We start from the raw sequence: 26,230 nt of genomic DNA, 5'->3' as shown, positions 1-26,230 counted from the left end.
GCACGAGCCGCGAGCGGCTAGCGCCGGTCGGAGTCCGCGCGGTAGCGCGAGCGGCGAACGAAGAGACCGACCAGGATCGCCGCGACCGCCGCGATGACGAGCGCGATGGGCACGGTCGAGCCTGTCCATGCCAGACCGCCGCCGCCTGGGCCGTGCGGTCTCGTCCCCGCGGGGGCGGCGCCCGGGTCGGCAGAGCCCGTCGGTGACGGGACCGCCGGGTCCGTCGGAGACGGCGTGGCCGTGCCCGTCGGCGTGGGCGTCTGGGTCGGATTCGGTGTCTGGGTCGGATTCGGCGTCTGCGTCGGATTCGGCGTCTGCGTCGGGGTCGGCGTCTGCGTTGGCGTCGGCGTCGGGGTCGGCGTGGGCGTCGTCGCCGCGGCCGGGGCGAGCCCGAACGTCGTCACCACCGCCCGGTGGTTGCTCGTCCAGGCGTTTCCTGCGACGTTCCTCGCCGACGGCCAGCCGGCGACGAGCGTGCTGGAGCCGAGCACCGTCAGGTCGGAGCCTGCGGAGTAGACGTAGTCGATGCGGTCCTGCGGCTCCGCCGTGCCCGTCGCGGGGTCCGTCGCCACGAGTGGAGACCAGGAGTTTCCCGCCGCCGTCGCCGGGTCCGGGTGGGCGGCACGGTAGCTGTCCGTCAGTCCGGCCTTCGTCAGCGCGGCGGGCACCGGCCAGGTCACGGGGCCGACACCGCAGTGCGCCGCCGCGGTCGCTGTGGTCCAATCCGCTCCCGACGGCGACTCCAGGTCGGCGAGGAGGATCACCGGGGTCGCGTCCGCGCGCTTCGCGTCAGCCCCCACCGCTGTGGCGAGAGCGCCGGACTGGTCGTACCTCGCGGTCGCCTTCTCCGCGTCGACCAGTGCGGCAGGGTCGGTCACTCCGCCCTGACAGGCGGCGTGCGGACCGTAGCCGTCCTTGTCGAGTCCAGCGCTCCACAGACGGACGTCCCGCCCGAGCACGTGCGCCGTCGCCCCGACCGCGGGAAGAGCGGCGGCGGCTGTCGCTCGCAGCCCGGCGTCCGCATCCACCGGGTATGCGGAGACGATGCCCACCCCTCCGTCCCCTTCGACGGAGTGCCAGCCGAGTGCCGTGGCGAGCTTGGCCGCTGCGGTCCCGTCGTCCTGCTGCACGCCGATCACAGCCAGCCCGTTGGATGCGATCACCGCCAGCTCCTTGAACGTCGCGTCGTTCACGTGGCTGCCTGCATCCCACAGGTTCCAGGTGGCTGCGGCGAGCTGGGGTGCTGCATCGGATGCGAGGACGGGGATCTCGACCTCGATCCGCGAGGTCGTGCTGCCGTCCGTCGCCTGCACGGTGATGGTCGCGGGGTCCGCCTGCGCTGTCGCCGGGGCCGTTCCCGTGACCGTTCCGTCTGCTCCGACGCTCAGCCAGTCGTCGCCGGCGACCTTGCTGTACGCCGTGACGGCGTCGCCGTTCCAGAGGCCGCCGACCGGCTGGGAGACCGTGCCGGCCACGCGCACCTGCGGGGCACGGAAGGTGTCGCTCACGAACCCGCGGGCGATGGTCGCGCCGGTGTCGGACGGCTCGGTGCTCGGCTGCGTCGCGGTGTACTCGTTCAGCACCTGGGCGGCACTGATCGGCGCGTCGTAGAAGTCGAAGTCGTCGATGGCGGCGTTCACGAACCCGTCGCCGGTGTCAGCGCCTGAGCCCTCGGCGCCGACGCGGAACGGGTTGCCGCTGATCAGCGAGTACGCGCTGGTCAGCCCCGTGCTCTGGGCCGTCTGCTGGCCGTCGAGGTAGGTGGTCATGGTGCCGGCGGTCCTGTCGGCCACCACGGCCACCTGGTGCCAGGTGCCGATCACCGGGCTGCTGCTGACGTTCGCGAGATAGTTCTGCGTGGTCGACGTGCCGTTCCTGCCGAAGCAGGCCCGCAGGATGCCCGGCTGGCCCGCCGTGTTGTAGAGGGTCGTGCCCTTGTTGTAGCAGTGCGTGAAGTCCTGGTTGGAGACGATGGGCGAGTCGGAGCTGGTCGCCGACTCGTTCATCCAGAACACGTAGGAGAAGCTGGACGACGCGTCCGTCCTGCCTGCGATCAGCGGCAGGGAGAAGAAGTTGACGCCCTGCAGGCTCCCCGCCGGCGAGTTGACGTACGCGGCCTTGCCCGCGATCCCGGCCGCGTACGACGGCGTGCCGGACCACGCACCGGCGTTGCCGCTTCCGGAGCTGTCCGTCACCGCCGTCCCCGTGTCAGCGTCGAAGTCGTACGAGACGATCGGGGCGAGCGTGTCCCCCGGCGCCCGGTAGCGGTTCCAGACCGCGTACAGCGTCACGGTCGCTCCTGCCTGCGTCGCGAGATCGCTCACCGTCTGCTTATCGGCGTACACGACGGCTCCGGATGCGCTGGTCGCCCACCCGCGGAACTGGTAGCCGGGTCTGCTGAAGCCGTTCGCGGTCAGCGCCGCCGCCTGTCCCGACGTGAGCGTCTGCGACGCCGTCGACCCTCCGCCTGCGCCATTGCCGTCGAAGGCCACCGTGTATGCCACGGTGGTCGGCTTGCTGGCCGCGTAGTCGGCCGCCACCTGGCCGGCGGGGATCGCCGCGTCGAAGAAGTTGACGTCGTCGACCGAGGCGTTCACGTAGCCGTCTCCTGTGTCGTCTTCGCTGCCGCTGAGGCCGCCGATGTTGAACGCGAGACCGCTGGCGAACGCCGTCGACGCCGTGATCGACCCGGCTGGCGCTGACGCCTTCTGCACGCCGTCGACATAGAACGTCCCGGTGTTCGCGGCGCGGTCGATCACGACGGCCACGTGGTGCCAGGCGTTGAGGATGTTCCCGGAGATCCCGTGCACGTACTCCTTGGTGCCGCCGGCGGTCTTGCCCCAGCACGCCTCGAGCACGCCGGCCGTCGACTGGTTGTACAGGGTCAGTCCGGCGTTGTTGCAGGTCGCGAAGTCCTGGTTGCTGACGATCGGGCCGTAGCTGGTCCGTGACTGCTCGGAGACCCAGAACTCGTAGGAGAAGCTGGACGACGCGTCCGTCTTGCCGGAGACGAGCGGCAGCTTCACGTAGTTGACGCCGCCGCTGACGACCGCCGCCCTGCCGGAGACGCCGCCGACGTACGCCGGAGTCCCCCTCCACGCCGCGTCGTTCCCGTTGCCAGACGAGTCGGCGACCACCGATCCCGTATCGCCGTCGAAGGTGTACGACGCGACAGGGGTGATGGCGTCGTTCGGATCGAACGCCGGGCTCGCGCCCGCTGCGTACGACGCGCCGACCACCGCGACGGCACCGGCGCCGGCCACGGCGAGCGCGGCCGCGACGGCGATGATGCGATGCGCTCGCCTGCGCGGGGAGAGACGGCTGAGGAGACGCTGCACAGTCATGGGTGTCTTTCGGGTCTGTACTGACGGGGTCAGGGCTGACGGGGTCGGGCCGACGGGGTCGTGGCTGACGGGGTCGAAGCTGACGGATTCGGGCGCTGACGGGGTCCGGCGCCGCTTATGCGCTGAGCTGGGCGACCCGCCCCGAGTAGCGGTGCTGCCAGCCGGTGCCGGTGGCTGCCGTGATGATCACGTCGTAGTAGCCGTCCGTCGTCGGCCAGGTCACCTTCTCGGTCTTCCCCGGGTGCACCCACACGCTGCGCGTCCCTCCGGCGAAGTCGTTGGCGGCGAGGCCGTAGTGCACCGGCTCAAGACCGTCGTTGTGCAGCGCGATGCCGACCACCGGGTCGCCGCCTGCGACCAGGTCGACGTCCACGCGCGGCACGCCGGAGTTGTCCTGTCCGGCGGGCAGCACGGTGCCGGCGTGCGAGCGCACGAAGCCGTCTGGACCGTAGACCGTGAAGGCGTACCGGCCGTCGTGCGCCGCCGCATCCCAGGTGTACGCCGCCGGTGCCGCGACCGACACGGTGTGCGGCGTGTTGGTGAACGGCAGGTACTTGTCGGGGAACGCCTGCAGGCTCACCGTCTTGCCCGACGGCCCTCCGACGAGGCTGAGCCGCGCGGTCACCGTGCCGGTCTCCCTGTCCTCCTCGAACGTGCCGTGCGGGTGGAACGAGAGCGGGCGAGGGCGCAGCGTCCCGCCCTCCCACTTGTCGGCGGGAGGAACCTGCGTGCTGATGGTGCCGCCGGCGCGCGCGATCTGCACCAGCGCCTCGGTGTCGGGCAGCGACGGGATGTCCACCACCGGATGCGCGAAGTCCAGCGCGCTCGTCAGGTCGCCGCTGATCCCGCGCCGCCAGTCCGTGATGGTCGTGCTGAGCGCCGGGGTGCCGAGCGCGGTCGTCCAGGTCTCGAGGAACTGCAGGATCGAGGTGTGGTCGAAGGTCTCGCTGTTCACCCAGCCCCCGCGGGTCCACGGCGACACCAGGATGGCCGGCACGCGCGCGCCGTAGCCGATGGGCGTGCTGCCCGAGTATTCGCCGGGCGTGCCCGGTTCGGCGTACGGAGGGAGGACGTGGTCGTAGTACCCGTCGTTCTCGTCGAACGTCATGATCAGCAGGGTGCTCTTCCACAGCTCCGGGTTGCTCTGCAGCGTCTGCAGCACGCGGTTGCTGAAGTGGGCGCCGTGCTCCGGGTTGGCAGACGGGTGCTCTGTCCAGCCGTATGGCGCGACGATCCACGACACCTGGGGCAGTGGATGCGCCGCCCCCGGCTGGCACGCGGCGATGAAGTCGCCGAGCACCGCGTTGAGGTTCGCGTCGCTGTCGTTGTTCGGGGCGCCGGTCGGCGCGTACGGGGCGGAGCCGGCCCGCCAGACCAGGCCGGTCCCCGGGGCGTTCTTGACCGCATCCACCCGGTTGGCGGCGTCGGTGGCGGTCGAGCCTGAGGTGGTGAACGTCGCGAAGCCCCGGATGGGGTTGTCGGTGTAGTCACCCACCCAGCTACTGCCGTTGTTGCTGTTGTCGACGTAGATGCGCCAGGAGACGCCCGCCTTCTGCAGCGCCTCCGGGTATGTCTGCCAGGCGCGCGTGCCGTTCGACTCCGCGCCGTTGTCCGTGACGCCGTTGGAGGTGCCTGTCCAGTGGTAGAGCCGGTTGGGCGTGGTCGGGCCCATGACGGAGCAGTGCCAGGCGTCGCAGATCGTGTACGCGCTGGCGAGCGACCACTGCCACGGGATCTCCTCGCCGGTGACGTACTGCATCGTCGCCGGTCCCTTCGCCCCGATCCAGTTGTTGTACCGTCCGTTCGACCAGGCGCCGAGTCCCCCGGAGTACGAGTGGTCGAGTCCCGTCGTGGTGCCGGCGACGGTGGTCACCCTGCTCGGCGTGACGAACGACGAGCCGTTCGGCTGGGAGAACACGTCTGTGCCGTTCTGGAACCGCAGCGCCTGCTTGTCGCTGAAGCCGCGCACGCCGGGGAGCGCCCCGTAGTAGTGGTCGAACGCCCGGTTCTCCTGGATGAGCACGACGACGTGCTTCAGGTCGCTGATGTCGCCGGCGAACCCCTCGGGGAGCACGTACCGTGCCGCGGTCTCGCGCTGGCTTCCCGACGCGGCCTGACCGGCGAAGGCCGCTCCCGTCGTGCCGCCGAGCACCGCTGCCCCTCCGAGCAGGCCGAGCGCTTTGAGCATTCCGCGCCTGGACAGCCCGGAGCGCAGGATCTCCGGCGGCACGGTCTCCGCCCGCTGGTAGGGGTCCGGGATGAAGTCTTCCGGCTCGCTGGACATTGGTCTCCTCGTGTCTGGTTCGTTCACAGCCGCGGACAGCCGACCAAACCGAGGGAAACCGGCGGTGAACGCAGGGCGACCAATCACGCGGGATGCGGTTCTCCAGCGGAATTCGCGCGCCGAGTGTTCACACTGGGCGCGTGAGGGCGCGCGTGCTCTCCCCCGCGTTCACGTCGAAGGCGATCGTCCCTGCCCGGTAGCGGTCGACCCCGAGCTCGACCACGCGGCCGTCCCGCGTCGCCGTCGTCCTGGTGACCTGCAGCAGCGGACTGGACCTGCGCACCCCGAGGAGGCCCGCATCCTGCGTCGACGCTGCGACCGCTTCGATCCGGTGCCGGCCAGAGGTCACCCTGATCCCCTCCGCGGCGAGCGCCGCCGTCGTGGACACCACGTCGTCCGGCATCTCGTCGACGACGTCCGCGACCCACGGCGCCCACGCCGACCGCTCGATCATCACCACGAGCCCGTCCAGCGTTCGCACGCGCGTGAAGCACAGGATGCGCTCCCCCGGCCGCACCCCGAGCCCCTGCGCCTCGTGCACGTCGGCCTCCCGCCGCTCCCTGGAGGAGATCAGTCCGCCCGCGATGCGTCCACCCGCCTCCGCCCACTGCGCGAACGACAGCATCCGGTCGAACTCCTGCGTGTGGTGCCGCGCCTGCACCACCCACCCGTCCCTCGGCCGTGAGTGCACGAGCGACAGCCTGGCCAGCTTCGCCATCGCCCCGCGCACGAGGCTGCGGGTCACCCGGTATTCGTCGGCGAGCGCCGCTTCGCTCGGCAACCGCATCCCCGCCACGAACTCGCCCGAGTGGATGCGCCGCCGCAGGTCGACGGCGAGGCCGTGCGAACCGGCCACGGAACCCTGGATCTGCGTCTGCTGCGCCACCCGAGGAGGATATGGCGGGCGGCTGGCCGGGAGGTGGCGTGGTGCTTAACGGGAGGGCGCGCCAGGGGCGCGTCGGTGTGAGCGTGCCGGCTTCATCCCGGCGGCTTCATCCCGGCGGCTTCAGCCCGCCGGCTTCATCCCGACGGCTTCAGTCCGTCGGCGTCAGCCCGTCCGTGTCAGCGCAGCGGACGCACCGTCAGGGTCTGCTCCGCCCTCCCCACCGGCCCGCGTTCGTCGTGCAGCTCTGTGCTGGTCAGGCCCTGCCCGGTCGGCCCGAACGTCACTGTGGTGTCGAGCCCGACCCAGCGGCCGGTGGGTTGCGTGTGCAGGTGGATCGTGAGGTCGAGGTTGGGGAACATCCACTCGTCGGGCGACTGCCGCACGGCTACCCCGTTGGCCGTGTCGACCAGGGCGATGAACGCGGCGTGCGCGCTCGCCTGCTCTCCTCCGACGATGTCGAGCTCCGTGCGCAGCCACGCCGTGGCACGGCCAGGCCGGGGCGCTTCGAGCGCCCGCATCTCGAGCGACGCAACATACCCGCCCGGCCAGGTGTCGGCGATCGAGAACCGGTGCCGTCCGTCCGGGACGGTGAGCGTCGCCGTCTCTCCTCCGGCGACCGCCCTGGTGTCGCTGTCGATCGTGTACCAGCCGCGGGCGAGCACGACCGGCCTGCCGGCGATGACGACGGTCGCCTGCACCAGTTCGATCGTGCGGCCGGGACGCACGGTCTCCACCTCGACCGTGCACACCTCGGCGGCGAGGAACCCGAGAATGTCGAAGCTGAGCCGCGCGAGCGACATCGACGGGTTGTCACCCCTTTCAGCGCGATGCAGGTCCATCGCGTGGGCGACGAGACCGCCGAGCGGACTGAAGTGGATCTCCGCATCGTTCCACGCGCCCCCTGCGTCATGCAGCGGGCGGAAACGGCGGGCGTCGAGGCGTTCGAAGTATGAGCTCATCGTTCCACCATTGTGCCGCCCTCGTGCAGCAGTGGATGCGCTCGGCGCGACCGGATCAGGTGTTGCGCTTCGGTCGACGAAGCCGGACCACCGTGATAGCTATCCCCGCTCCGACCAGGACGATGCCGAGGAGGATCGCTCCCGTCGCGACGCTGGAGCCCGTTCCGGCGAGCGGGGAGCCCGTGTCGCCGCTCGGGACGGGCGGAGGCGGAGGAGTCGGCGTGGGCGTCGGTGTCGGCGTCGGCGTGACCGTGTTCACCGAGGCCGACGACGGCGGGGTGTCGACCGTCCCTCCGCCCGGCCCCGTGCCCGTTCCGACGGCCGTGTTGACGATGGGCCGGCCGGTGAGATCGCCCGCGACGACCGTGTACTCGGCGGTGCAGTCGACGCTCGCACCCGGCAGCAGCGTCGCCGCGGCGGGCGGGCACGCCGGCTGCGGCGCCGCTCCCACGCCGCTGAACTCGATCTCCGCCACGGAAACAGCGCTGAGGGTGACGTTGCCGATATTCGTGAGGCTGAACGTGTACGTGACCACCTGGCCGACCGTGGAGACCTCGGTCACATCGGCCGCCTTGACCAGAGCCAGCGCCGGGGCCGGTGTCGCCGGGATGAGGGTGGACGAGTCGTTGGAGGTCACGGGAGCGTTCTGGGGGTCTGTCCCGGTGGCGACCGCGGTGTTCGTGAGCTGACCGGCGTTCACGTCCGTCTGGGTGATCGAGTACGCGCTGCTGCACGTGGCCTGATCACCCGGCTGCAGAATCCCCGGCGGGCACGTGGCCGCAGCCAGCGCCCCGGACCCGGAGAACGCCGTGTCGGAGATCGCCAGCGCGGAGACGGGTACGTTGCCCGTGTTCGTCACGACGAACGAGTATGCGATGACGCGCCCGACCGTGAAGCTCGCGGCATCGCTCGGCGCGGCCGACTTGACGAGCGACAGCGCAGCGACGGCGCCGAGCGGCGTGTCGGTGCCGACGGGGGGCGTGTCGACCGGCGGCCCGACCGGCGGTGTCCCGGTCGCCGTGGCGGAGTTCAGCACGCGGCCCGCCGCGATGTCCGCCGCTGTCACGAGGTAGGTGGCCGTCGCGGACGCAGCCTGTCCCGGATCGAGGACCCCGTCCTGGCCCGGCCAGGTGTACGTGATGGCCGACAGCCCAGCGAGCTGATCCGTGATGCTCACGCCGGTGAGCACGGTGTTGCCGGCGTTCGTCACGGTGAACGTGTACCGGATCGGGTTGCCGACGGCCGTCGGGTTCTGGACCCCGGATGCGTCGGCCGACTTCGCCAGGGTGATCGCAGGCGCCTGCGGGATGGGTGTGTCGGTGTCTGCCTCGTTGGACGGCGTGTCGGCCCCGTCCGGCGTCGTACCGTGGGCCACGGCCAGGTTGGCGACGTGTCCGGCGTCGATGTCGTCCTGCGTGATCGGATAGGTCGCCGTGGCCGTCGCCTGCTGGGTCGGAGCCAGAACGCCCGTCGCTCCCGGCCACACGTATGCGATGGCGGACAGACCGGGCAGAAGATCGGTGATGGCGTCATCGCTGAGAGTGATGTTGCCGGTGTTCGTGATGGTGAACTGGTAGCCGATCAGATCGCCGGGCGCTGGCGGCGAGCCGAAGGCGGGCGTCGCCGTCTTCGTCAGCGCGAGCGCCGGGGCGGGCGCGAGCGGGGTCTGCGTGGACGCGGGACCGGACGGCACAGGGGTGCCCCCGGTCGTCGTGCCGTTCGCCGTTGCGGTGTTCGTCACCAGCCCGGCGTCGATGTCCGCCTGCGTCACGGTGTACGTGGCCGTTCCCGTCGCTGACTGCTGCGGGTTCAACACGCCGACGGCGCCCGGCCAGGTGTACGTGATCGCACCGACCCCGGACAGCGAGTCGGTCACGGCGGCGTTCTGCAGGGTCACGTTGCCGGAGTTGGTCATCACGAACGTGTACACGATCGGATCGCCGACCTGTGCCGGAGAGTGCACGCCGGATGCTCCCGCCGTCTTCACCAAATCGAGCGATGGCGTGGCCGTGCCGGAGATCGTCGCGGACGAGGTGTCCGTCACCGGCGGTCCGGTCGGCGGCGTCCCCGTCGCTGTCGCCGTGTTGGTGACAGAGCCAGCATCCACGTCCGGTTGCGTGACCGTGTACGCGGCCGTGCATGTCATCACCTCGGCCACTGCGAGCGTCGCGGCTGGACAGTTCACGACCGGGGGCGCCCCGCTCCCGCTGAACGCCGTGTCCTCGACCGTGACCGCAGTGAGCGGCACGTTCCCGGTGTTCGTGACGAGGAACGAGTACGTGACAGGTGCGCCGAGCACGTACTGGGACGGGTCGCTCAGGCTGGCCGATTTGACCAGCCTGATCGCCGGCGCAGCAGGATCGGTGAACACGACGGTGCTCGTCCCGGGGATCAGCAGGCCGTCGATCGGTCCGATGTTCGACGGGCCGTTGGTGAAGCTGCCCGCCACCGCGGACGTCACAGGGACGGTGAAGGTGCACGAGGCCATGCCCTCGTCGATGTTGCCGCTGCCCCGGATGCTCGTGCCGGTGATCGTCGTCGCTCCGGCCGGGCAGTCGGTGACCGCCGCTCCGGCGAAGACGAGTCCGGCGGGAAGGGTGTCGGTGAACGACCAGCCGTTCTTCGCCGCGAGCTCATCGGTGTTCGTGATGGTGAAGGTGAGCGTCGAGCTCTGCCCTGCCGGGAGCGTCGTCGGCGAGAACACCTTGTCGAGCTGAGGCGTCGCATCCACGATCTGCGGGTCGTCGAATCCCGAGTCGTTCCCACGGAACGACCCGGACGCGTTGAAGAGCTGGATGCCGAGCGTGCTCACCCCGGGCGGCATCCGGAATCCTGCGGAGTTGAGTTTCGCCACGTGGTAGGTGTGACCCGCAGTGGTGATGACCTGCGCGGCCGCGTTCGTGCACGGGTTGAGACCGCTGGCCAGGGTGCTAACGGTGCCGCCCCCTGTGCCGGGCGCCGGGCCGGTGCCCGTCTGGTTCTGGATGAGGTTGAACGACAGCGACGGGTCTTGCCGGTTCAGGCCTGGACCCTCAGAGACGCAGTTCGCCGCACCGTAGATCGCCGAGATCTGGTAGAAGTGGCCGGGCACGATGGTGCCGGTGATCGGTTTCGCCGTCTGGAATTCGACGCCCGGTCCCGGGTTCGACCCGCCGTTGGTGTATTCGGAGAGGATCTGGTTCTGCTGGGCCGTCGCGAGCGGTTCGCCGCGGTAGAGCCCGATCGCTGTCGCCATGCCCTGCAGGAACGACCAGGCCGTCGCATCGCAGCCGGAGTCGATGCTGGTCACGGCGGTATTCCTCGGCGTGCTCGAACGCAGGACCCAGCCGTTGCACTGGTCGGCCGCCGGCGCCCAGTTCGGGCTGGTCAGGTACGTCGACGTGTTGGCGGCAGGACCTCCGGTGTACTGGCCGATGCGGATGCCGTTGGTGGCCGTCTGGTTCTGGAAGTCCTCCAGGTACACGCCGGTCGCGGGGGCTTGAGGGCTGCCGGGACTGCCCGGCGCCGCTTCCGCCGCTCCCGCTCCGGCTATCCCCGCCGTGACGATGAGAATGACCGCCGTCGACCACGCGGCGATCGCGCGCGCCGAACGTGGCGTGCCGCCGGTGCGACGCGTCGTGTCGAGATCGTGCCTGCCTCGACCCACGACGTTCTCAGCTTCGAACGTTCCTCATGATGTACCCCCGTCAGGCCCGACAATAGACCCGGCGTTCCACGGTGCGCAAGCATCAGAGACAGCGCGATGTATCCGACTCGAACAACGCGTGACAGCGACCGATGGTGGAGATGGGGGGAATTGAACCCCCGTCCACTGCTGTGGTCATATGCCTTCTACGGGTGTAGCCAGTGATGTCGTTCTACTCGGCTCCGGAATTCGCCACTGGCACCTAAACCGACGAGCCCAGCATCAGTGTGAGTCCCTCCGCGCCCTGATACTCAACGTGGAAGCAAGCTCTCTAGATGACGCCAGAATCCGGGTAGAGAGCTATTCCCGGCTTGACGGTCTCATAAGTTGCTTTGGAAGAACTTACGCCGCGAGGGCGAAGTCTGCCTTGGCAGAGACAGTGCTCTTTGAATTGGCACTTGTTTTTTGCATGCATCGTTTACGAGATAAGCATGCATCCTCGACCCGCTTCTCACACTCTCGCAGACAATGTCGAAACCGATCATCCCCGTGCGCAGCCGGTGAGGCTGGGTCGCTGTCACGCGCTGTTGAGTTGTCCAGATACTGTTCTCACCGCTTAGGGCGAGCTTCTTATCCTACAACATCCGAAGCCCTCGTTCTATGCCACGATCGGAGGATGGCCGATACGATCATCACCGTCCAGGGCGAATACGAACTGCACCAGCCGGCGGAGCGCGGCACCGTCCGCCTCGCCGTGGCATATGACGGCAAGAGCAGGGATGAGGTCCTCGCCCGCACCACGCAGCGTCACGTCTCCCTCACCAGCGAGCTGCGCGACATCCACAATCCGCAGTCCGGACCGGTCACCTGGTGGGCGTCCGACCAGCTTCGCGTGTGGGGCGAACGGCCGTGGAACCAGGACGGCAAGCAGTTGCCGATCGTCTATCACGCGCAGGTGGGCATCGAGGCGAAGTTCAGCGATCTCGGCGCCCTGTCGGACTGGGTCGGGGTCGTCTCGCTGCTCGACGGCGTCACCGTGTCCGGCGTGACCTGGGCGCTGACCGAGGCCCGCAAGCAGACGCTGGTGCAGGAGGCTCGGCGCAGGGCGGTGGAGAACGCCGTCGCCAAGGCGACCGTCTACGCCACCAGCCTCGGGCTCGGCTCCGTCAAACCGCTCGCGCTGAGTGACCCTGGGATGCTCGGAGACCACACCTCCTCGCCGCAGACGCAGCAACCGATGTTCGCCCGCGCGGCGTCGAACGACCTCGCCGGGGGAACGCTGGCGTTGAAGCCGGAGGACATCACCATCGCTGTGCAGGTGCACGCGCGGTTCGCAGCTTCCTGAGCCCAGCGCGCCCCGGCCTCAGCCCGCGTCGACCAGCACCGACCGCAGTTTGGCGAGCTCCAGGTCGTCGAGGCCGCCGTCCCGCAGGTACGCGTGCACACCGCCGCGCTCGCGATCGATCAGGTCGAGGGCGGATTCCAGCGCCTCGGGCGGGCTGCCGCCCATGATCACGCGCAGATCGGGCGTCACCTCGACGCCATGGCTCTGCACCAGCTTCAGCATCCCCTCGAGCCACGGCCCTGCGAGGTTCGCCTGCGTGCGCGCGTAGTCGGCGACCACGGTCTGCCGGTCGACGCCGACAGCGAGCAGCGCGAGGGCGATCACGATGCCGGTGCGGTCCTTGCCCGCCGTGCAGTGCACGACTACGCCCTCTTCGCCCGTGTCGGCGATCTCGCGCAGGGCGGTGATCACCACATCCGTGTGCTGCAGCACGATCTTGGCGTACAGGTCGGCCAGGGTCGCGCCGATGGTGGCCTGGGATGCGCCGGAGCCCTCGAACACCGGAAGGTGCAGCACCTCCACGTCCAGCCCGTCGAGGTCGTCCGGCAGCGCGCGCTTCTCGAAGTCGTCGCGCAGGTCGATGATGACCTTCACGCCCAGCTCGCGCAGCGCATCCTTGCCGGTGTCGCCCAGCGAGTGCAGCCCGTCCGACCGGAAGAGCTTTCCGGAACGCGTCACGCCGCCGTCGGCCCGGTAGCCGCCGATGTCGCGGAAGTTGTACGTGCCGTTGATCGGGATGCGCGGTGCGGTCGAACTCATGCGTTCATCCTGCCATGCGCCCCCGACGCGTCCGCTACTCCCCCAGGTGCTTCCTGCTCGACATCGCCCTGTCCGCCTCGCGCTTGTCCTGCCGCTCGCGCAGCGCCTGGCGCTTGTCGTACTCGCGCTTGCCCTTCGCGACCGCGATCTCGACCTTCGCGCGCCCGTCGCTGAAGTAGATCTGCAGCGGGACGATCGTGTATCCGCCCTCTTTGACCTTGTTGTGGATCTTGAGGATCTGCGCCTTGTGCAGGAGCAGCTTGCGCTTGCGCCGCGGGGCGTGGTTGTTCCAGGTGCCGTCCGCGTACTCCGGGATGTGCACGGCGTCGAGCCATGCCTCGCCGCCGTCGACGAACGCATACCCGTCGACGAGGGACGCGCGACCGGCCCTCAACGACTTCACCTCGGTTCCCGTCAAGACCAGTCCGGCCTCGTAGGTGTCTTCGATGGTGTAGTCGTGGCGGGCTTTGCGATTGGTGGCCACCACCTTCTGGCCACGTTCCCTGGGCACAGCTCACTCCTGACGCGTTCGATCGGATGCCGCCCCACGAACGCAGGGCAGCCATCCAGTGTATAGCGAACTAGACCTTCAGATAGCGACTGATCGCGAAGTTCGCCGATGCCGCCGCCAGGACGACGCCGATCAGCAGCAGCAGCGGTGCGACGACGAGCGCATCCGTATCCCCCACGAAGTTGATCGATTGGATGCGGTCAGACAGATAGCCGCGCACGAAGAAGTGCACGATCGCATACACCGCCCCCGCCGCCATGATCGATCCGATCAGTGCCGCGAACACGCCCTCCAGGATGAACGGGGTCTGGATGAACCGGTTGGACGCGCCGACCAGCCGCATGATGCCGAGTTCCCGTCTTCGCGAGAACGCCGACAATCGGATGGTCGTCGCGATCAGCAGCGCCGCCGCGACGAGCATCAGGGCCGCGATCCCGATGGCGGTGAAACTGGCCGCGCGGAGGATCGAGAAGATCTGGTCGAGGTAGCTGCGCTGGTCGACGACGCTCTGCACGCCGGCCGCGCCGGACAGCGTCTCGGTCAGCACCGCGGAGTTGCTCGGGTCTTTGAGGTTGACCCAGAACGTCTGCGGGATCATCTCCGGCGTGACGAAGTCGGCGATCGAGTTGCCCTTGAACTGCTGCTTGAACTGCTCGTAGCCCTGCTTCTGATCCTGGAAGTAGAACTTCTGGATGTACGGGGAGAGCTCCGGCGACTCCAACTGCTTCTTGACAGCGGCGATGGTCTGGTCGTTCGCCGCGCCGCCGACGCAGTTGTCCGTCTCCGTGCACATGTATACGGCGACCTGCGCGCGGTCGTACCAGTACGTCTTCATCTGGTTGATCTGCATCTGCAGCAGCACGGCGGTGCCGACGAACGTCAGCGAGATGAAGGTGACGAGGATGACCGAGACGACCATCGACACGTTGCGGCGCAGCCCGTTTGCTGCCTCTGACCAGATCAGGCCGAATCTCATTTGGTCGGCCCCACGTTCTGCTCTCCGTCGCGGTCGCTGTCGTCTCGCAGACCCCGGAGGTCGAGGTTCGCGGTGAAGTTGAGGTGGTCGGGCAGATCCTCGCCCGCTGGAGGAGGAGGAGGCGGGGGCGCCTGCGTCACCGGTTGCGACGCTGTCGCGAACTGCACGGGCGCGGGATAACCGGATGACGGCGGCTGCTGCGGCTGCTGCTGCTGCACAGGCTCCGGATGCGCGGGGCCGGCCGGCTGGGCGGCCACCGGCTGCTGCGGCGCGGCAGGGGCGGGTGACGTCTGCGGCGGCGCGGCCTGGACGGGTACGGGCACACTCACCGGTCCCGCCGGATCGGAGGTGGGAACCTGCGGCCTGGTCATCGGCTGCTGCTGCTCGTACGCCGCCTGCTGCGGCGCGTATGCGGGCTGGGCGAGAGCCGCGGCCTGCTGCGCGTAGACCGGCTGCTGCACGGGGACGGGAGCCTGCTGCGCATCCACCGGGGCGGCCTGGAGAGTCGGGACGGCGGCGGTGACGCCGTAGCCTCCGTGGCGCTCGTCGCGGATGATCTGCCCGTTGACGAGCTCGATCACGCGGCGCTTCATCTGGTCGACGATCGCCGCTTCGTGCGTGGCCATGAGCACCGTCGTGCCTCCGGCGTTGATGCGGTCGAGCACCGCCATGATTCCTGCGCTCGTCGCAGGGTCGAGGTTTCCCGTCGGCTCGTCCGCCAGCAGCACCTGCGGCTTGTTCACCACGGCGCGGGCGATGGCGACGCGCTGCTGCTCACCACCGGAGAGCTCGTGCGGGAGGCGCTGCGCCTTGCCGTCGAGGCCGACCATCTTCAGCACGTCGGGGACGGCCTCCTGGATGAAGCCGCGCGACTTTCCGATCACCTGCAGCGTGAAGGCCACGTTCTCGAAGACGGTCTTGTTGGGGAGGAGCCGGAAGTCCTGGAACACCACGCCGATGTTGCGACGGAAGTACGGGACCTTGCGCGACGAAATGGTGCCCAGGTCCTGCCCGAGCACATGGATCTTCCCCGTCGTGGGCTTCTCCTCTTTGAGGATGAGCCGCAGGCAGCTCGACTTGCCCGAGCCGGACGCACCGACGAGGAAGACGAACTCCCCACGCAGCACTTCGAGGTTGATGGCGTTGAGTGCCGGGCGCGAGGTGCCCGAGTACTGCTTGGAGACGTGTTCGAACCGGATCATGACTTCTAGAGACTAAGCAACCGGAAGCCGATCCGCAGTAGCGACATACCAATACCCGCCAAGCCTGGATGCGGCCCGAACGCCAGCCGTCAGCGCGCTATCCGGCGAATCGGAACGTGTTGGTGTCGCGGCGCACGAAGCCGACGGACTCGTACAGCCGGATGGCCGCCACCCGCGACGGACGCGAGGTGAGGTCGAGAGTCCGGATGCCGAGCTCGGCCGAGCGCGCGATCATCGCTTCGAGCAGGCTGCGGGCCACGCCGCGGCCGCGGGTGCTCTCGTCGACCACCACGTCGTCGATGTGTCCACGCACACCGGTCGGGATCGCGTATGTGACCAGGGTGGCCATGCCGACGATCGCGCCGTCGAGCCTCGCGACGAACAGCGTCGCCGCCTCGCTCGCGACGACCCGTTCCAGCAGCGGCCTGTCGAAGGCGGCGCTGGAGGAGAGCTGCGGGAGCAGAGCGGCGACCGCACCCACCAGCTCGTCGTCGACCGTGGCCGCGACCTCGACGACAGCGGACGGCTGGCCGGTCACGCGTCCGCCTTGGCGCCGGCCCGCCAGCGGATGCCAGCGGCGATGAAGCCGTCGAGGTCGCCGTCGAACACATTCGTGGGGTTGTTGACCTCGTAGTCCGTCCTCAGGTCTTTGACCATCTGGTACGGCGCGAGCACGTAGCTGCGCATCTGGTCGCCCCAGCTCGCCGTGATGTTTCCGGCGAGTTCTTTCTTCGCCGCGGCCTCCGCCTCGCGCTGCAGGAGCAGCAGGCGGCTCTGCAGCACGCGCATGGCGGCAGCGCGGTTCTGGATCTGGCTCTTCTCGTTCTGCATCGACACCACCGTTCCCGTGGGGAGGTGGGTGATGCGCACGGCGGAGTCCGTGGTGTTGACGGACTGGCCGCCGGGGCCGGAGGACCGGAAGACGTCGACGCGGATGTCGTTGTCCGGGATGTCGATGGACTCCGTCTCCTCGATGAGCGGGATGACCTCGACGGCGGCGAACGATGTCTGGCGCTTGCCTGCGGAGTTGAACGGGCTCATCCGCACCAGACGGTGGGTGCCGGCCTCGACGGAGAGCGTTCCGAACGCATACGGAGCGTCGACCTCGATGGTCGCCGACTTGATGCCGGCCTCTTCTGCGTAGCTCGTGTCCATGACCTTGACCGGGTATTTGTGCTGCTCCGCCCAGCGGAGGTACATGCGCAACAGCATCTCGGCGAAGTCGGCGGCGTCGACGCCGCCCGCCCCCGCGCGGATCGTCACGACAGCCGGGCGCGGGTCGTACTCGCCGTTCAGCAGCGTCTGCACCTCGAGTTCGCCGAGGCTCTTCTGCAGAGACTCCAGCTCGGCCTTCGCCTCCGCCGCTGTGGCTTCGTCGCCCTCGCCGTCGTTGGCCATCTCCACGAGCACTTCGAGGTCGTCGAGGCGACGCTCGATCGTGGTGATGCGGGCGAGCTCCGACTGCCGGTGGCTGAGCGCGCTGGTGACCTTCTGGGCGTTCTCGGTGTCGTCCCAGAGGTCGGGAGCACCCGCCTGCTCGCTGAGGGCGGCGATCTCCGCGGTGAGAGCGTCCACGTTGACCACGGAGCGGATGTCGGCGAACGTCGAGCGCAGTTCGGCGATCTGCTGGGAAAGATCGATTTCAATCATGTCGCCTTCCAGACTACCGGGGAGGTCCGCCGGCCGGAGCCCCGCGCATCCAGTTGTACTGTGTTAACGAAATGACTATCGACGAGCGACCATTCACTTTCAAGTCGGTGGCTCTCGCCGCGTTCCTCCCCACGCTGCTCTTCTCCATCGGGGAGGGCGCGATCATCCCGATCATCCCGATCGCAGCCGGCAACCTCGGTGCGAGCCTGGCGATCGCCGGATTCATCTCCTCGATGGTGATGCTCGGCGAGCTGGCCGGCGACATCCCGAGCGGATGGGTGGTGTCGCGCATCGGTGAGCGCGCGTCGATGATCTACGCGGCCGTCGTCGCGATCCTCGGCGTCGGCGTGTGCCTGATCGCACCGAACTACTGGGTGCTCATGGTCGGGATCTTCGTGGTCGGCCTCGCGACGGCGGTGTTCGCGCTCGCCAGGCACGCGTTCATGACCTCGTACGTTCCGCAGAAGTACCGCGCGAGGGCGCTGTCGACGCTGGGCGGGATCTTCCGCGGCGGCTGGTTCATCGGACCGCTGATCGCGTCGCTGGTCATCAGTGTCACCGGGTCGACGCAGTCGGTGTTCTGGATCTTCATCGTGAGCTGCCTCGGCTCGGTGATCGTGCTGATCGTGCTCCCCGACCCGGAGAAGATGTTCGGCCAGAGCGCGACAGCCGCCGTCGAGGGCGGCGAACTCCTCACCGCGGGAGAGGAAGAGGCGGAGGAGCGCACGCGCGGACTGTTCCGCACCATCTGGTCGTTCCGCGCCGTTCTCGCCAGGATGGGGACGGGCGTCGCGCTCATCGGCGCGATCCGCTCCGCGCGCACGGTGCTGATGCCGCTCTGGGCGATCAGCATCGGCCTGAGCGAGGCCAACACGGCGCTCATCATCGGCATCGCGGGCGCGGTCGACTTCGCACTGTTCTACGCGAGCGGCCAGATCATGGACCGCTTCGGCCGGATGTGGAGCGCCCTGCCGTCGATGCTCGGGCTCTCGATCGGCTTCCTCACCCTCGCCTTCACCCACGAGCTGGATGCGCGCGTCGCCTGGTACATCGGCGTCTCGCTCTTCCTGTCGGTCGCCAACGGCATCGGCTCTGGCATCATCATGACGCTGGGCGCCGATCTCGCGCCGAAGGATCAGCCTGCGCCGTTTCTCGGCGCGTGGCGTTTCGCGGGCGACGCCGGCCAGGCGGCCGCTCCGCTGCTGGTGTCGCTGCTCACCGCGGTCGCCTCCCTCGCGTTCGCGGCGGGTGCCATCGGCGTGCTCGGCGTCGTCGGAGCCGGGATGCTCGCCCGCTACATCCCGCGCTACGTCCCCCGTCGCCGCTGATCGCGCGGGCACGACTCGTGCAAAAGGTGCGGTGCGCGCGTCCCGCACCGCACCTTTCGCACGAGCCGCGCCAACGCTGACCGCCCGTTTCGCACGAGCCGAGGAATAGTCTCTGTCCAGCGGCGTTGGATGTGTATGCAAACGCATATAAACACAGCACGGGATGAGGACACGATGAGCACGAAGCTCGAACTCGGAATCGACACGTTCGGCGACGTCACCAACGACGCGGACGGACAGCCGCTCCCCCAGGCGCAGGTGCTGCGCAACGTCGTCGCGCAAGGCGTGCTCGCCGACCAGGTCGGCCTCGACTTCATCGGTGTCGGAGAGCACCACCGCAAAGACTTCGCCGTCTCGGCCCCCGAGGTCGTGCTGGCCGCGATCGCCGGCCAGACCGAGCGCATCCACCTGGGCTCCGCCGTCACCGTGCTCAGCTCGGACGACCCTGTGCGCGTGTTCCAGCGGTTCGCGACGCTCGACGGGGTCTCCGGCGGGCGCGCAGAGGTCATCCTCGGCCGCGGCTCGTTCACCGAGTCCTTCCCCCTGTTCGGCTACGACCTCGCCCAGTACGAGGAGCTGTTCGAAGAGAAGCTCAACCTCTTCACCGAGGTGCGCAAGCAGGAGCCGGTGTCGTGGACGGGCGCGCTGCGCGCATCCCTCGACGGCCAGTCGGTGTACCCGCACCTGGAGAGCGGCCTGCTGAAGACCTGGATCGGCGTCGGCGGCAGCCCGGAGTCCGTCGTGCGCGCCGCCCACTACGGCCTGCCGCTCATGCTCGCGATCATCGGAGGAGGACCGATGCGCTTCAAACCTCTCGCCGAGCTCTACCGCAACGCGCTCGAGCAGTTCGGCCAGGATGCGTCCCTTCCGATCGGCGTGCACTCCCCCGGCTTCATCGCCGCCACCGACGAGGAGGCGAAGGAGACGCTGTGGCCGCACTACGAGGCGATGACCAACAGGATCGGCCGTGAGCGCGGCTGGCCGCCGGCGACCCGCGCGCGCTTCGAGCACGAGGCCGGCGAGGACGGCGCGCTGTTCGTCGGCTCCCCGGAGACGGTCGCGAAGAAGATCGCGTACACCGCGAACGGTCTCGGCATCGAGCGCTTCGACCTCAAGATCAGCAACGGGACGCTCGGCCACGACCACCTGATGAAGGCCATCGAGCTGTATGGAACCGAGGTCGCGCCGCGCGTACATGAGCTATTGTCGTAGCCGCGCATAGCGCGACCGCGGGAGTGGTGAAATTGGCAGACACGCAGGATTTAGGTTCCTGTGCTTTCGAGCGTGAGGGTTCAAGTCCCTTCTCCCGCACTCACAGCAGGCGCAGAGTCAGACCATAGGATGATCTTTGCTCAGCGCGTGCACATTCGCATGTTCTCTGCAGCAACAGGCCAGTAAACTCGGCAACACCCGCCGTTTCCTCTCCTGGGAGAACTTTGATCCATCACGCTGGACTCATTCCGTGGCTCGACCCGCACACCATCATCGACGCCGCCGGTCCGTGGGCGCTCGTCGTCGTCGGCGCGATCGTGTTCGCGGAGACCGGCCTGCTCGTCGGGTTCCTGCTCCCCGGCGACACCCTCCTGGTGATCTCTGGGCTCCTCACGCACACCGCTCTGGTCTTCGGCATCGACATCTGGTGGGTCTGTCTGGTGATCGCGTTCGCCGCGTTCCTCGGCGGTGAAGTCGGCTACCTCATCGGGCACAAACTCGGCCCGAAAGTGTTCGAGCGCAAGGAGAGCGGTCTGTTCAGCATGGAGAACGTGCGTCGCACGAACTCCTTCTTCGACCGTTTCGGCGCGCTCGCCGTCATCGTCGCCCGTTTCGTGCCGATCGTGCGCACCTTCGCCCCCGTCGCCGCGGGCGTCGGCCACATGAACTACAAGAAGTACTCGCTCTACAACGCCATCGGCGCGCTCATCTGGGGTGCGGGACTCACCTACTTCGGCTTCCTCATCGGCTACATCCCGCCGGTCGCCAACTTCGTCTCCAGCTACATCGACATCATCCTGATCGGCGCCGTCCTGATCACCCTGGTGCCCACCCTCATCCACTACTTCCAGTCGCTGCACAAGGCGAAGAAGAAGGCGGCAGCGGCAGCCGCGCAAGAGCCGGCAGCGACGCCGGCGCAGGAACCACGCCCCACCCCGGAGGGATAGGCACGCGGGGGCGCCCCACGGGCGCGCCACGTCTGCATCCCGCGGCGGCAGAGCGGTCAGGCGTGGAACTCGTCCTCGTGGGCGGCGTGCTCGGCCGGTTCGAGCTGGAACGTCGAGTGCTCCACGTCGAAGTGCTTCGCCAGGCATCCGGACAGCTCGTCGAGCAGTTCCCCGGTCTTTCCCGACCGGAACACGGACGGCTCCACCACCACGTGCGCGGTGAACACCGGTGCCCCTGAGGTGATCGCCCACACGTGCACGTCGTGGACAGCGACGACGCCCGCCGTTTTCCGGATGTGGTCCCTGATCTCCGCCACGTCCGTGTCGGCGGGCGCCGCCTCGCTGAGCACCCGCATCACATCCCGCAGCAGCAGGTAGGCACGCGGCACGATGAACGCCGCGATCAGCAGCGACGCGATCGCGTCGGCAGGGACGAAGCCCGTCGTGAGGATCACCACGGCCGCGACGATCACGGTCACCGACCCCACCAGGTCGCCGAACACCTCCAGGTACGCGCCGCGCATGTTGATCGAGTGCCCGGCTGCCGGCCGCAGGAGCAGCAGCGCGCCGAGGTTGGCGACGAGGCCGATCGCCGCGACGATCAGCATCGGGACGCTCTGCACCTCGGACTCTCCGGAGACGAGCCGCCCGATGGCGCCGATGGTCACGCCCACCGCCACGACCAGCAGGATCACCCCGTTGATGAGCGCCCCGAACACCTCGGCCCTGCGATAGCCGAAGGTCTGCCTGTCGCTCGCCGGACGCGCGGCGACAATGGTCGCCAGCAGTGCCACGATCAGCCCGGTCAGGTCGCTGAGCATGTGCCCGGCGTCCGCCAGCAGCGAGAGGGAGCCGCTCAGCCACGCGCCGACCGCCTCGACGACCAGCACGGTCGCGACGATCCCGATCGCGATCAGCAGTCGGTTGCGGTTGGCGGAATGCCCGTGATTGTGACTCATCACCACCAACGGTATGCAGTGGATGCGCGACCCGCCAGGTCCGCGCCCTAGATAGGAATGAGTGCCGTTCTCATTCTCACCGCCGCTCCGCCCCCGCCGACCCCGCGCCCACCCCGCCCTCGCCTACCGAGTGGTCCCGAATTGCCGCGAGGACGCGTGTGCTCGCGGCAATTCGGGACCACTCGATGGGGCGGCGGGGCGACGACGGGGCTACGACGGCGGGGCGGGGGGGCGGCGTCAGCGGGAGCGCGCGACCAGCGCGTTGAGCGCTGGGACGATCGCCGCGAACGCACGTGCCCGGTGGCTCTCCGCGTTCTTCACGGCGGGCCCGAGCTCGGCCGCCGTGCTCTCGTGCCCTGCTGGGACGAAGATCGGGTCGTAACCGTGACCGTTCGTCCCGCGCGCCGTCCGCGCGATGCGGCCGGGCCACTCGCCACGCACGACGGTCTCCTCCCCCTCCGGGGTGACCAGGGCGAGCGTCGCCGTGAAGTGCGCGCCGCGCGTGCCGATCGGCAGATCGGAGAGCTGGTCGAGCAGCAGGCGGAGGTTCGCCTCTGCGTCGCCGTGCGAGCCGGCCCAGCGCGCCGAGAAGATGCCGGGGGCGCCGCCCATCGCGTCCACGCAGATGCCGGAGTCGTCCGCCAGCGCCGGAAGACCGGTGTGCTGCGTCGCGACCCGCGCCTTGATCAGCGCGTTCTGCTCGAAGGTGACGCCGTCCTCGACCGGCTCCGGGCCGTCGTACGCCACGATCTCGAGGCCGGGGACCGCATCCCCGAGGATCTGCTGGAACTCGGCCGCCTTGTGCTGGTTGTGGGTGGCGAGGACGACGCGGACCATCAGCCCTCCGCTCCGCCGAGCGCCGCAGCGAGAGCCGTTGCCTGGACGCCGGACAGCGTCGCTGCGCCTCCGACCGCGAGGTCGAGCAGCGCATCCAGCTCTCTGCGGTCGAACGGCGCGCCCTCCGCCGTGCCCTGCACCTCGACGAACAGGCCGCGACCCGTGACCACGACGTTCATGTCGGTCTCCGCGCGCACGTCCTCGACGTAGGCGAGGTCGAGCATCGGCTCTCCGTCGATGATGCCGACCGAGACCGCGGAGACGGAGTCGATCAGCGGCGTCGCCTTCTGGCCAATGAAGCGGTGCTCGCGCCCCCACTCGAGAGCGTCCGCCAGCGCCACGTACGCTCCGGTGATGGCCGCGGTGCGCGTTCCGCCGTCCGCCTGGAGCACGTCGCAGTCGAGCACGATCGTGTTCTCGCCGAGCGCCTTCATGTCGACGACGGCGCGCAGGCTGCGTCCGATCAGCCGGCTGATCTCGTGCGTGCGTCCGCCGATCTTTCCCTTGACGGACTCGCGGTCCATGCGGCTGTTGGTCGAGCGCGGCAGCATCGAGTACTCCGCCGTCACCCACCCTTTGCCCTTGCCTGCCATCCAGCGAGGAACGCCGTTGGTGAACGAGGCAGTGCAGAGCACGCGGGTGTTGCCGAACGAGATGAGCGCGGAGCCCTCCGCCTGCTTGCTCCAGCCACGCTCGATCGTGACCGGCCTGAGCTGGTCGGCGGTGCGCCCGTCGGCGCGGATGGTGTCGGTCACGGTGTCTCCTCGATGGTGGGGATGGTCTTGGTGGTGCTGGATGCGGTCGGCGGTGGTGCGGAGTTCGGCGGTGCTGCTGAGTTCGGTCGGCGGTTACGGGCGAGGCAGGTCGATCGTGCCCGTCTGCACGAGGTCGACGGACGCCACCTGGGGGCCGATGAAGCGGTGGGCGAGCCGCAGGAACGTCTCGGTGTCCGCCCCCGTCGCCTCGTAGTGGATGGTCGGGGGAAGCGGAGAGGTGCGCTCCAGCCCTCCGCCGACGATGGTGCGGTAGACGTCCTTGGCCGTCTCGGTGTCACTGGAGACGAGTGAGACGCCCTCCCCCATCACGTACGAGATCGCGCCCTTCAGGAACGGGTAGTGGGTGCAGCCGAGCACCAGGGTGTCCACGTCGGCGTCGCGCAGCGGCTGCAGATATTCGGCCGTCACCTGCAGCACCTCGTCTCCGCTGGTGACCCCGGCCTCCACGAACTCCACGAAGCGCGGACAGGCCCGGGTGAACAGTTCGAGGGCGGGTGCGGCGGCGAAGGCGTCCTCGTACGCGCGCGAGTTGATGGTGCCGACCGTTCCGATCACGCCGACCCTGTTGCTGCGGGTGGCGGCGACCGCGCGGCGCACGGCGGGCTGGATGACCTCGATGACCGGCACGGAGTAGCGCTCACGCGCATCCCGCAGCATGGCGGACGAAGCGGTGTTGCAGGCGATCACGAGCATCTTCACACCCTGGTCCACCAGGAAGTCCAGCACGTCGAGCGAGTACCGGCGCACCTCGGCGATCGGCTTCGGGCCGTACGGCGAGTGCAGGGTGTCGCCCACGTAGAGGATGGACTCGTTCGGGAGCTGATCGCGGACCGCGCGTGCGACGGTGAGCCCGCCGACACCCGAGTCGAAAATCCCAATCGGTGCATCGGTCACAAGAAGCCACCATACAACGATGGGCTGGCGATGACCGCCGTCGACCGGCTCGCGGCGGGGTCGGCCGACGGGCACAGCGCCGCCTTCGCTAGGCTGAGCGGGTGATGGCCTCCTCCGCGTTGCTGACCGACCGCTACGAACTCACGATGCTCGATGCTGCGCTGCTCAAGGGCACGCACGACAGAGAGTGCGTCTTCGAGGCGTTCACCCGCCGGCTGCCTGCCGGTCGCCGCTACGGCATCCTGGCGGGGACGGGTCGCCTGCTCGAGCTCATCGAGCAGTTCCGCTTCGGCGACGCGGAACTCGAATATCTGCGCGACAACCGCGTGGTCAGGGATGCGACCGTGGATTGGCTGGCGAACTACCGGTTCAGCGGCACCATCGCCGGATACCGCGAGGGCGAGGTGTTCTTCCCCGGTTCGCCGTTCCTCGTGGTCGACGCCCCCTTCGCCGAAGGAGTCATCCTCGAAACTCTCATCCTCAGCGTGTTCAACTACGACTCCGCCGTCGCGAGCGCCGCCGCCAGGATGGTCACGGCCGCCGGTGGCCGGCCCGTCGCCGAAATGGGATCGCGCCGCGCCAACGAGCGGGCGGCCGTCGCCGCAGCGCGCGCGGCGTTCATCGCCGGGTTCAGCGCCACCTCCAACCTGGAGGCCGGGCGGCACTGGGGCGTCCCGACGATGGGGACCGCTGCGCACGCCTTCACCCTCCTGCACGACAGCGAGGAGGACGCCTTCCGCGCCCAGGTGGATGCGCTCGGCCCCGGCACCACGCTGCTGGTCGACACCTTCGACGTCGAGACGGCGATCGACACGGCCGTGCGGGTCGCCGGCCCAGAACTCGGCGCGGTCAGGCTCGACTCCGGCGACCTGCCGAACCTGGTGCGCCGCGTACGCGCTCAGCTCGACGCCCTCGGCGCCGTGAACACCAAGATCACCGTCACCAACGACCTCGACGAGTTCACCATCGCCGGACTCGCCGCCTCCCCCGTCGACTCCTACGGCGTCGGCACTTCCGTGGTCACCGGCTCCGGCCATCCGGCGTCCGGGATGGTCTACAAGCTGGTCGCGCACCGCAGCGTGGACGGCACCGGAGAGTGGATCCCTGTGGCCAAGAAGTCGGACGGCAAGGCGACCGTCGGTGGCCGCAAGCATCCCGTGCGTCGGCTGGACGAGAACGGCACTGCTGTTGCGGAGGCCATCCATGTGATCGAGCGCGGCGCATCCGTGGAGGACCGCGGACGCGACCTGCTCGTGCCGCTCATCACGGACGGGGTCGTGCACCGCGAGCACCTTGGACAGGCGGGAACCGCCGCGGCGCGCGAACACCGCGCCATGGCGATGGCGGAGCTGCCCGACCAGGCGCTCCGAGTGAGCAGGGGCGACCCTGTGCTTCCGACGCTCTACGTCTGAGCGGGTTTCCCGCGGCTACTCGTCGCGCAGCTTCTCGTAGATCTCTTTGCAGCTCGGGCAGACAGGGAACTTCTGCGGGTCACGGCCCGGCGTCCACATCTTGCCGCACAGCGCCTTGACCGGCTTGCCCGTCATGGCCGATTCGAGGATCTGCTCCTTCTTCACGTAGTGCGAGAAGCGCTCGTGGTCGCCCGGCTCGATGGCCTCGTTCTGCAGAAGCTCTTCGAGCTCGCGGTCGAGCGTCGCCGTTCCTCCGCCGTCCGGCAGGCCACCAGGTTCCGAAATGCTGTCCTCGTACATGCCCACCATTCTACGTACGTCCCC

21 protein-coding genes, 1 tRNA gene and 1 other RNA gene are annotated in these 26,230 nt (G+C 68.9%); 6 read left to right on the top strand and 17 right to left on the bottom strand.

The window, feature by feature from the left end; translation table 11 throughout:
- Positions 1 to 17: 17 nt before the first annotated feature.
- The 6 genes from ACYVGI_RS04650 to ssrA form a co-directional block, all read right to left on the bottom strand.
- Positions 18 to 3,344 carry a LamG-like jellyroll fold domain-containing protein gene (locus tag ACYVGI_RS04650; protein WP_460631504.1) on the bottom strand — a complete coding sequence of 1,109 codons (3,327 nt, stop codon included), beginning with the start codon at positions 3,342 to 3,344 and terminating at the stop codon, positions 18 to 20.
- Positions 3,345 to 3,459: 115 nt separating this feature from the next.
- Positions 3,460 to 5,628, bottom strand: coding sequence for an alkaline phosphatase family protein (locus ACYVGI_RS04645; protein WP_460631503.1), 2,169 nt, complete (start codon positions 5,626 to 5,628; stop codon positions 3,460 to 3,462).
- A gap of 127 nt (positions 5,629 to 5,755) precedes the next feature.
- Entirely contained in the window at positions 5,756 to 6,514 is a 759-nt protein-coding gene (locus ACYVGI_RS04640) for a GntR family transcriptional regulator (RefSeq protein WP_460631502.1), read from the bottom strand.
- 176 nt (positions 6,515 to 6,690) lie between these two features.
- A complete protein-coding gene (locus tag ACYVGI_RS04635; RefSeq protein ID WP_460631501.1) occupies positions 6,691 to 7,473 on the bottom strand; it encodes a thioesterase family protein in 783 nt (260 codons plus the stop codon).
- 55 nt (positions 7,474 to 7,528) lie between these two features.
- Positions 7,529 to 11,119: a DUF7507 domain-containing protein gene (locus tag ACYVGI_RS04630; protein ID WP_460631500.1), complete on the bottom strand. Its 3,591-nt coding sequence runs from the start codon at positions 11,117 to 11,119 to the stop codon at positions 7,529 to 7,531.
- Positions 11,120 to 11,251: 132 nt separating this feature from the next.
- Positions 11,252 to 11,647, bottom strand: a transfer-messenger RNA (tmRNA) gene (ssrA, locus tag ACYVGI_RS04625).
- A 127-nt stretch (positions 11,648 to 11,774) separates the two neighbouring features.
- Between ssrA and ACYVGI_RS04620 the strand changes: the two genes are divergently transcribed.
- Positions 11,775 to 12,443: an SIMPL domain-containing protein gene (locus tag ACYVGI_RS04620; RefSeq protein WP_460631499.1), complete on the top strand. Its 669-nt coding sequence runs from the start codon at positions 11,775 to 11,777 to the stop codon at positions 12,441 to 12,443.
- Between the two features lie 18 nt (positions 12,444 to 12,461).
- Here the strand turns inward: ACYVGI_RS04620 and ACYVGI_RS04615 are convergent, their stop codons facing one another.
- The 6 genes from ACYVGI_RS04615 to prfB form a co-directional block, all read right to left on the bottom strand.
- Positions 12,462 to 13,202 carry a tyrosine-protein phosphatase gene (locus ACYVGI_RS04615; RefSeq protein ID WP_460631498.1) on the bottom strand — a complete coding sequence of 247 codons (741 nt, stop codon included), beginning with the start codon at positions 13,200 to 13,202 and terminating at the stop codon, positions 12,462 to 12,464.
- A gap of 34 nt (positions 13,203 to 13,236) precedes the next feature.
- Positions 13,237 to 13,713 (bottom strand): SsrA-binding protein SmpB, encoded by a 477-nt coding sequence (gene smpB, locus ACYVGI_RS04610; RefSeq protein ID WP_055892644.1) that lies wholly within the window; start codon positions 13,711 to 13,713, stop codon positions 13,237 to 13,239.
- Between the two features lie 70 nt (positions 13,714 to 13,783).
- A complete protein-coding gene (gene ftsX / locus ACYVGI_RS04605; RefSeq protein WP_055892641.1) occupies positions 13,784 to 14,689 on the bottom strand; it encodes a permease-like cell division protein FtsX in 906 nt (301 codons plus the stop codon).
- Positions 14,686 to 15,891: a cell division ATP-binding protein FtsE gene (ftsE, locus tag ACYVGI_RS04600; protein ID WP_460631497.1), complete on the bottom strand. Its 1,206-nt coding sequence runs from the start codon at positions 15,889 to 15,891 to the stop codon at positions 14,686 to 14,688. Before ftsE ends, ftsX begins: the two co-directional genes overlap by 4 nt.
- A gap of 97 nt (positions 15,892 to 15,988) precedes the next feature.
- Entirely contained in the window at positions 15,989 to 16,429 is a 441-nt protein-coding gene (locus ACYVGI_RS04595) for a GNAT family N-acetyltransferase (RefSeq protein WP_460631496.1), read from the bottom strand.
- Positions 16,426 to 17,541 (bottom strand): peptide chain release factor 2, encoded by a 1,116-nt coding sequence (prfB, locus tag ACYVGI_RS04590; RefSeq protein ID WP_055892633.1) that lies wholly within the window; start codon positions 17,539 to 17,541, stop codon positions 16,426 to 16,428. The genes ACYVGI_RS04595 and prfB overlap by 4 nt, the downstream gene beginning before the upstream one ends.
- A 71-nt stretch (positions 17,542 to 17,612) precedes the next feature.
- On the opposite strand from prfB, the gene ACYVGI_RS04585 reads away from it, so the two are divergent.
- The 4 genes from ACYVGI_RS04585 to ACYVGI_RS04570 all read left to right on the top strand — a co-directional run bounded on the left by ACYVGI_RS04585 (position 17,613) and on the right by ACYVGI_RS04570 (position 21,028).
- Positions 17,613 to 18,869 carry an MFS transporter gene (locus ACYVGI_RS04585; protein ID WP_460631495.1) on the top strand — a complete coding sequence of 419 codons (1,257 nt, stop codon included), beginning with the start codon at positions 17,613 to 17,615 and terminating at the stop codon, positions 18,867 to 18,869.
- Positions 18,870 to 19,043: 174 nt separating this feature from the next.
- Entirely contained in the window at positions 19,044 to 20,081 is a 1,038-nt protein-coding gene (locus ACYVGI_RS04580) for an LLM class flavin-dependent oxidoreductase (RefSeq protein WP_460631494.1), read from the top strand.
- A gap of 17 nt (positions 20,082 to 20,098) precedes the next feature.
- A tRNA-Leu gene (locus tag ACYVGI_RS04575) sits at positions 20,099 to 20,180 on the top strand.
- Positions 20,181 to 20,305: 125 nt separating this feature from the next.
- Positions 20,306 to 21,028 carry a DedA family protein gene (locus ACYVGI_RS04570; RefSeq protein WP_460631493.1) on the top strand — a complete coding sequence of 241 codons (723 nt, stop codon included), beginning with the start codon at positions 20,306 to 20,308 and terminating at the stop codon, positions 21,026 to 21,028.
- Positions 21,029 to 21,084: 56 nt separating this feature from the next.
- On the opposite strand, the gene ACYVGI_RS04565 is transcribed toward ACYVGI_RS04570, so the two are convergent.
- From ACYVGI_RS04565 to murI, 4 genes are all read right to left on the bottom strand, one after another.
- Complete coding sequence (locus tag ACYVGI_RS04565) at positions 21,085 to 21,987, bottom strand: cation diffusion facilitator family transporter (RefSeq protein ID WP_460631492.1); 903 nt, start codon at positions 21,985 to 21,987, stop codon at positions 21,085 to 21,087.
- Positions 21,988 to 22,224: 237 nt separating this feature from the next.
- Positions 22,225 to 22,824 (bottom strand): RdgB/HAM1 family non-canonical purine NTP pyrophosphatase, encoded by a 600-nt coding sequence (gene rdgB, locus ACYVGI_RS04560; protein WP_460631491.1) that lies wholly within the window; start codon positions 22,822 to 22,824, stop codon positions 22,225 to 22,227.
- Positions 22,824 to 23,579: a ribonuclease PH gene (rph, locus tag ACYVGI_RS04555; RefSeq protein ID WP_460631490.1), complete on the bottom strand. Its 756-nt coding sequence runs from the start codon at positions 23,577 to 23,579 to the stop codon at positions 22,824 to 22,826. Before rph ends, rdgB begins: the two co-directional genes overlap by 1 nt.
- Before the next feature lie 93 nt (positions 23,580 to 23,672).
- The gene (murI, locus tag ACYVGI_RS04550) at positions 23,673 to 24,494 is read right to left on the bottom strand and encodes a glutamate racemase (protein WP_460631489.1); all 822 of its coding nucleotides are present in this window, start codon (positions 24,492 to 24,494) and stop codon (positions 23,673 to 23,675) included.
- Between the two features lie 104 nt (positions 24,495 to 24,598).
- Here murI and ACYVGI_RS04545 point away from each other — a divergent pair, with 104 nt between their 5' ends.
- On the top strand, positions 24,599 to 25,906 hold the full coding sequence (locus ACYVGI_RS04545) for a nicotinate phosphoribosyltransferase (protein WP_460632400.1): 1,308 nt from the start codon (positions 24,599 to 24,601) through the stop codon (positions 25,904 to 25,906).
- A 15-nt stretch (positions 25,907 to 25,921) separates the two neighbouring features.
- Here ACYVGI_RS04545 and ACYVGI_RS04540 read toward each other — a convergent pair whose 3' ends face one another.
- Positions 25,922 to 26,206 carry a DUF3039 domain-containing protein gene (locus ACYVGI_RS04540; RefSeq protein ID WP_055892605.1) on the bottom strand — a complete coding sequence of 95 codons (285 nt, stop codon included), beginning with the start codon at positions 26,204 to 26,206 and terminating at the stop codon, positions 25,922 to 25,924.
- Positions 26,207 to 26,230: the final 24 nt, after the last annotated feature.

This window comes from Leifsonia lichenia, assembly GCF_054780215.1.
Note: the sequence above shows the minus strand (reverse complement) of the source record. Positions and strands in the feature narration are given on the sequence as shown.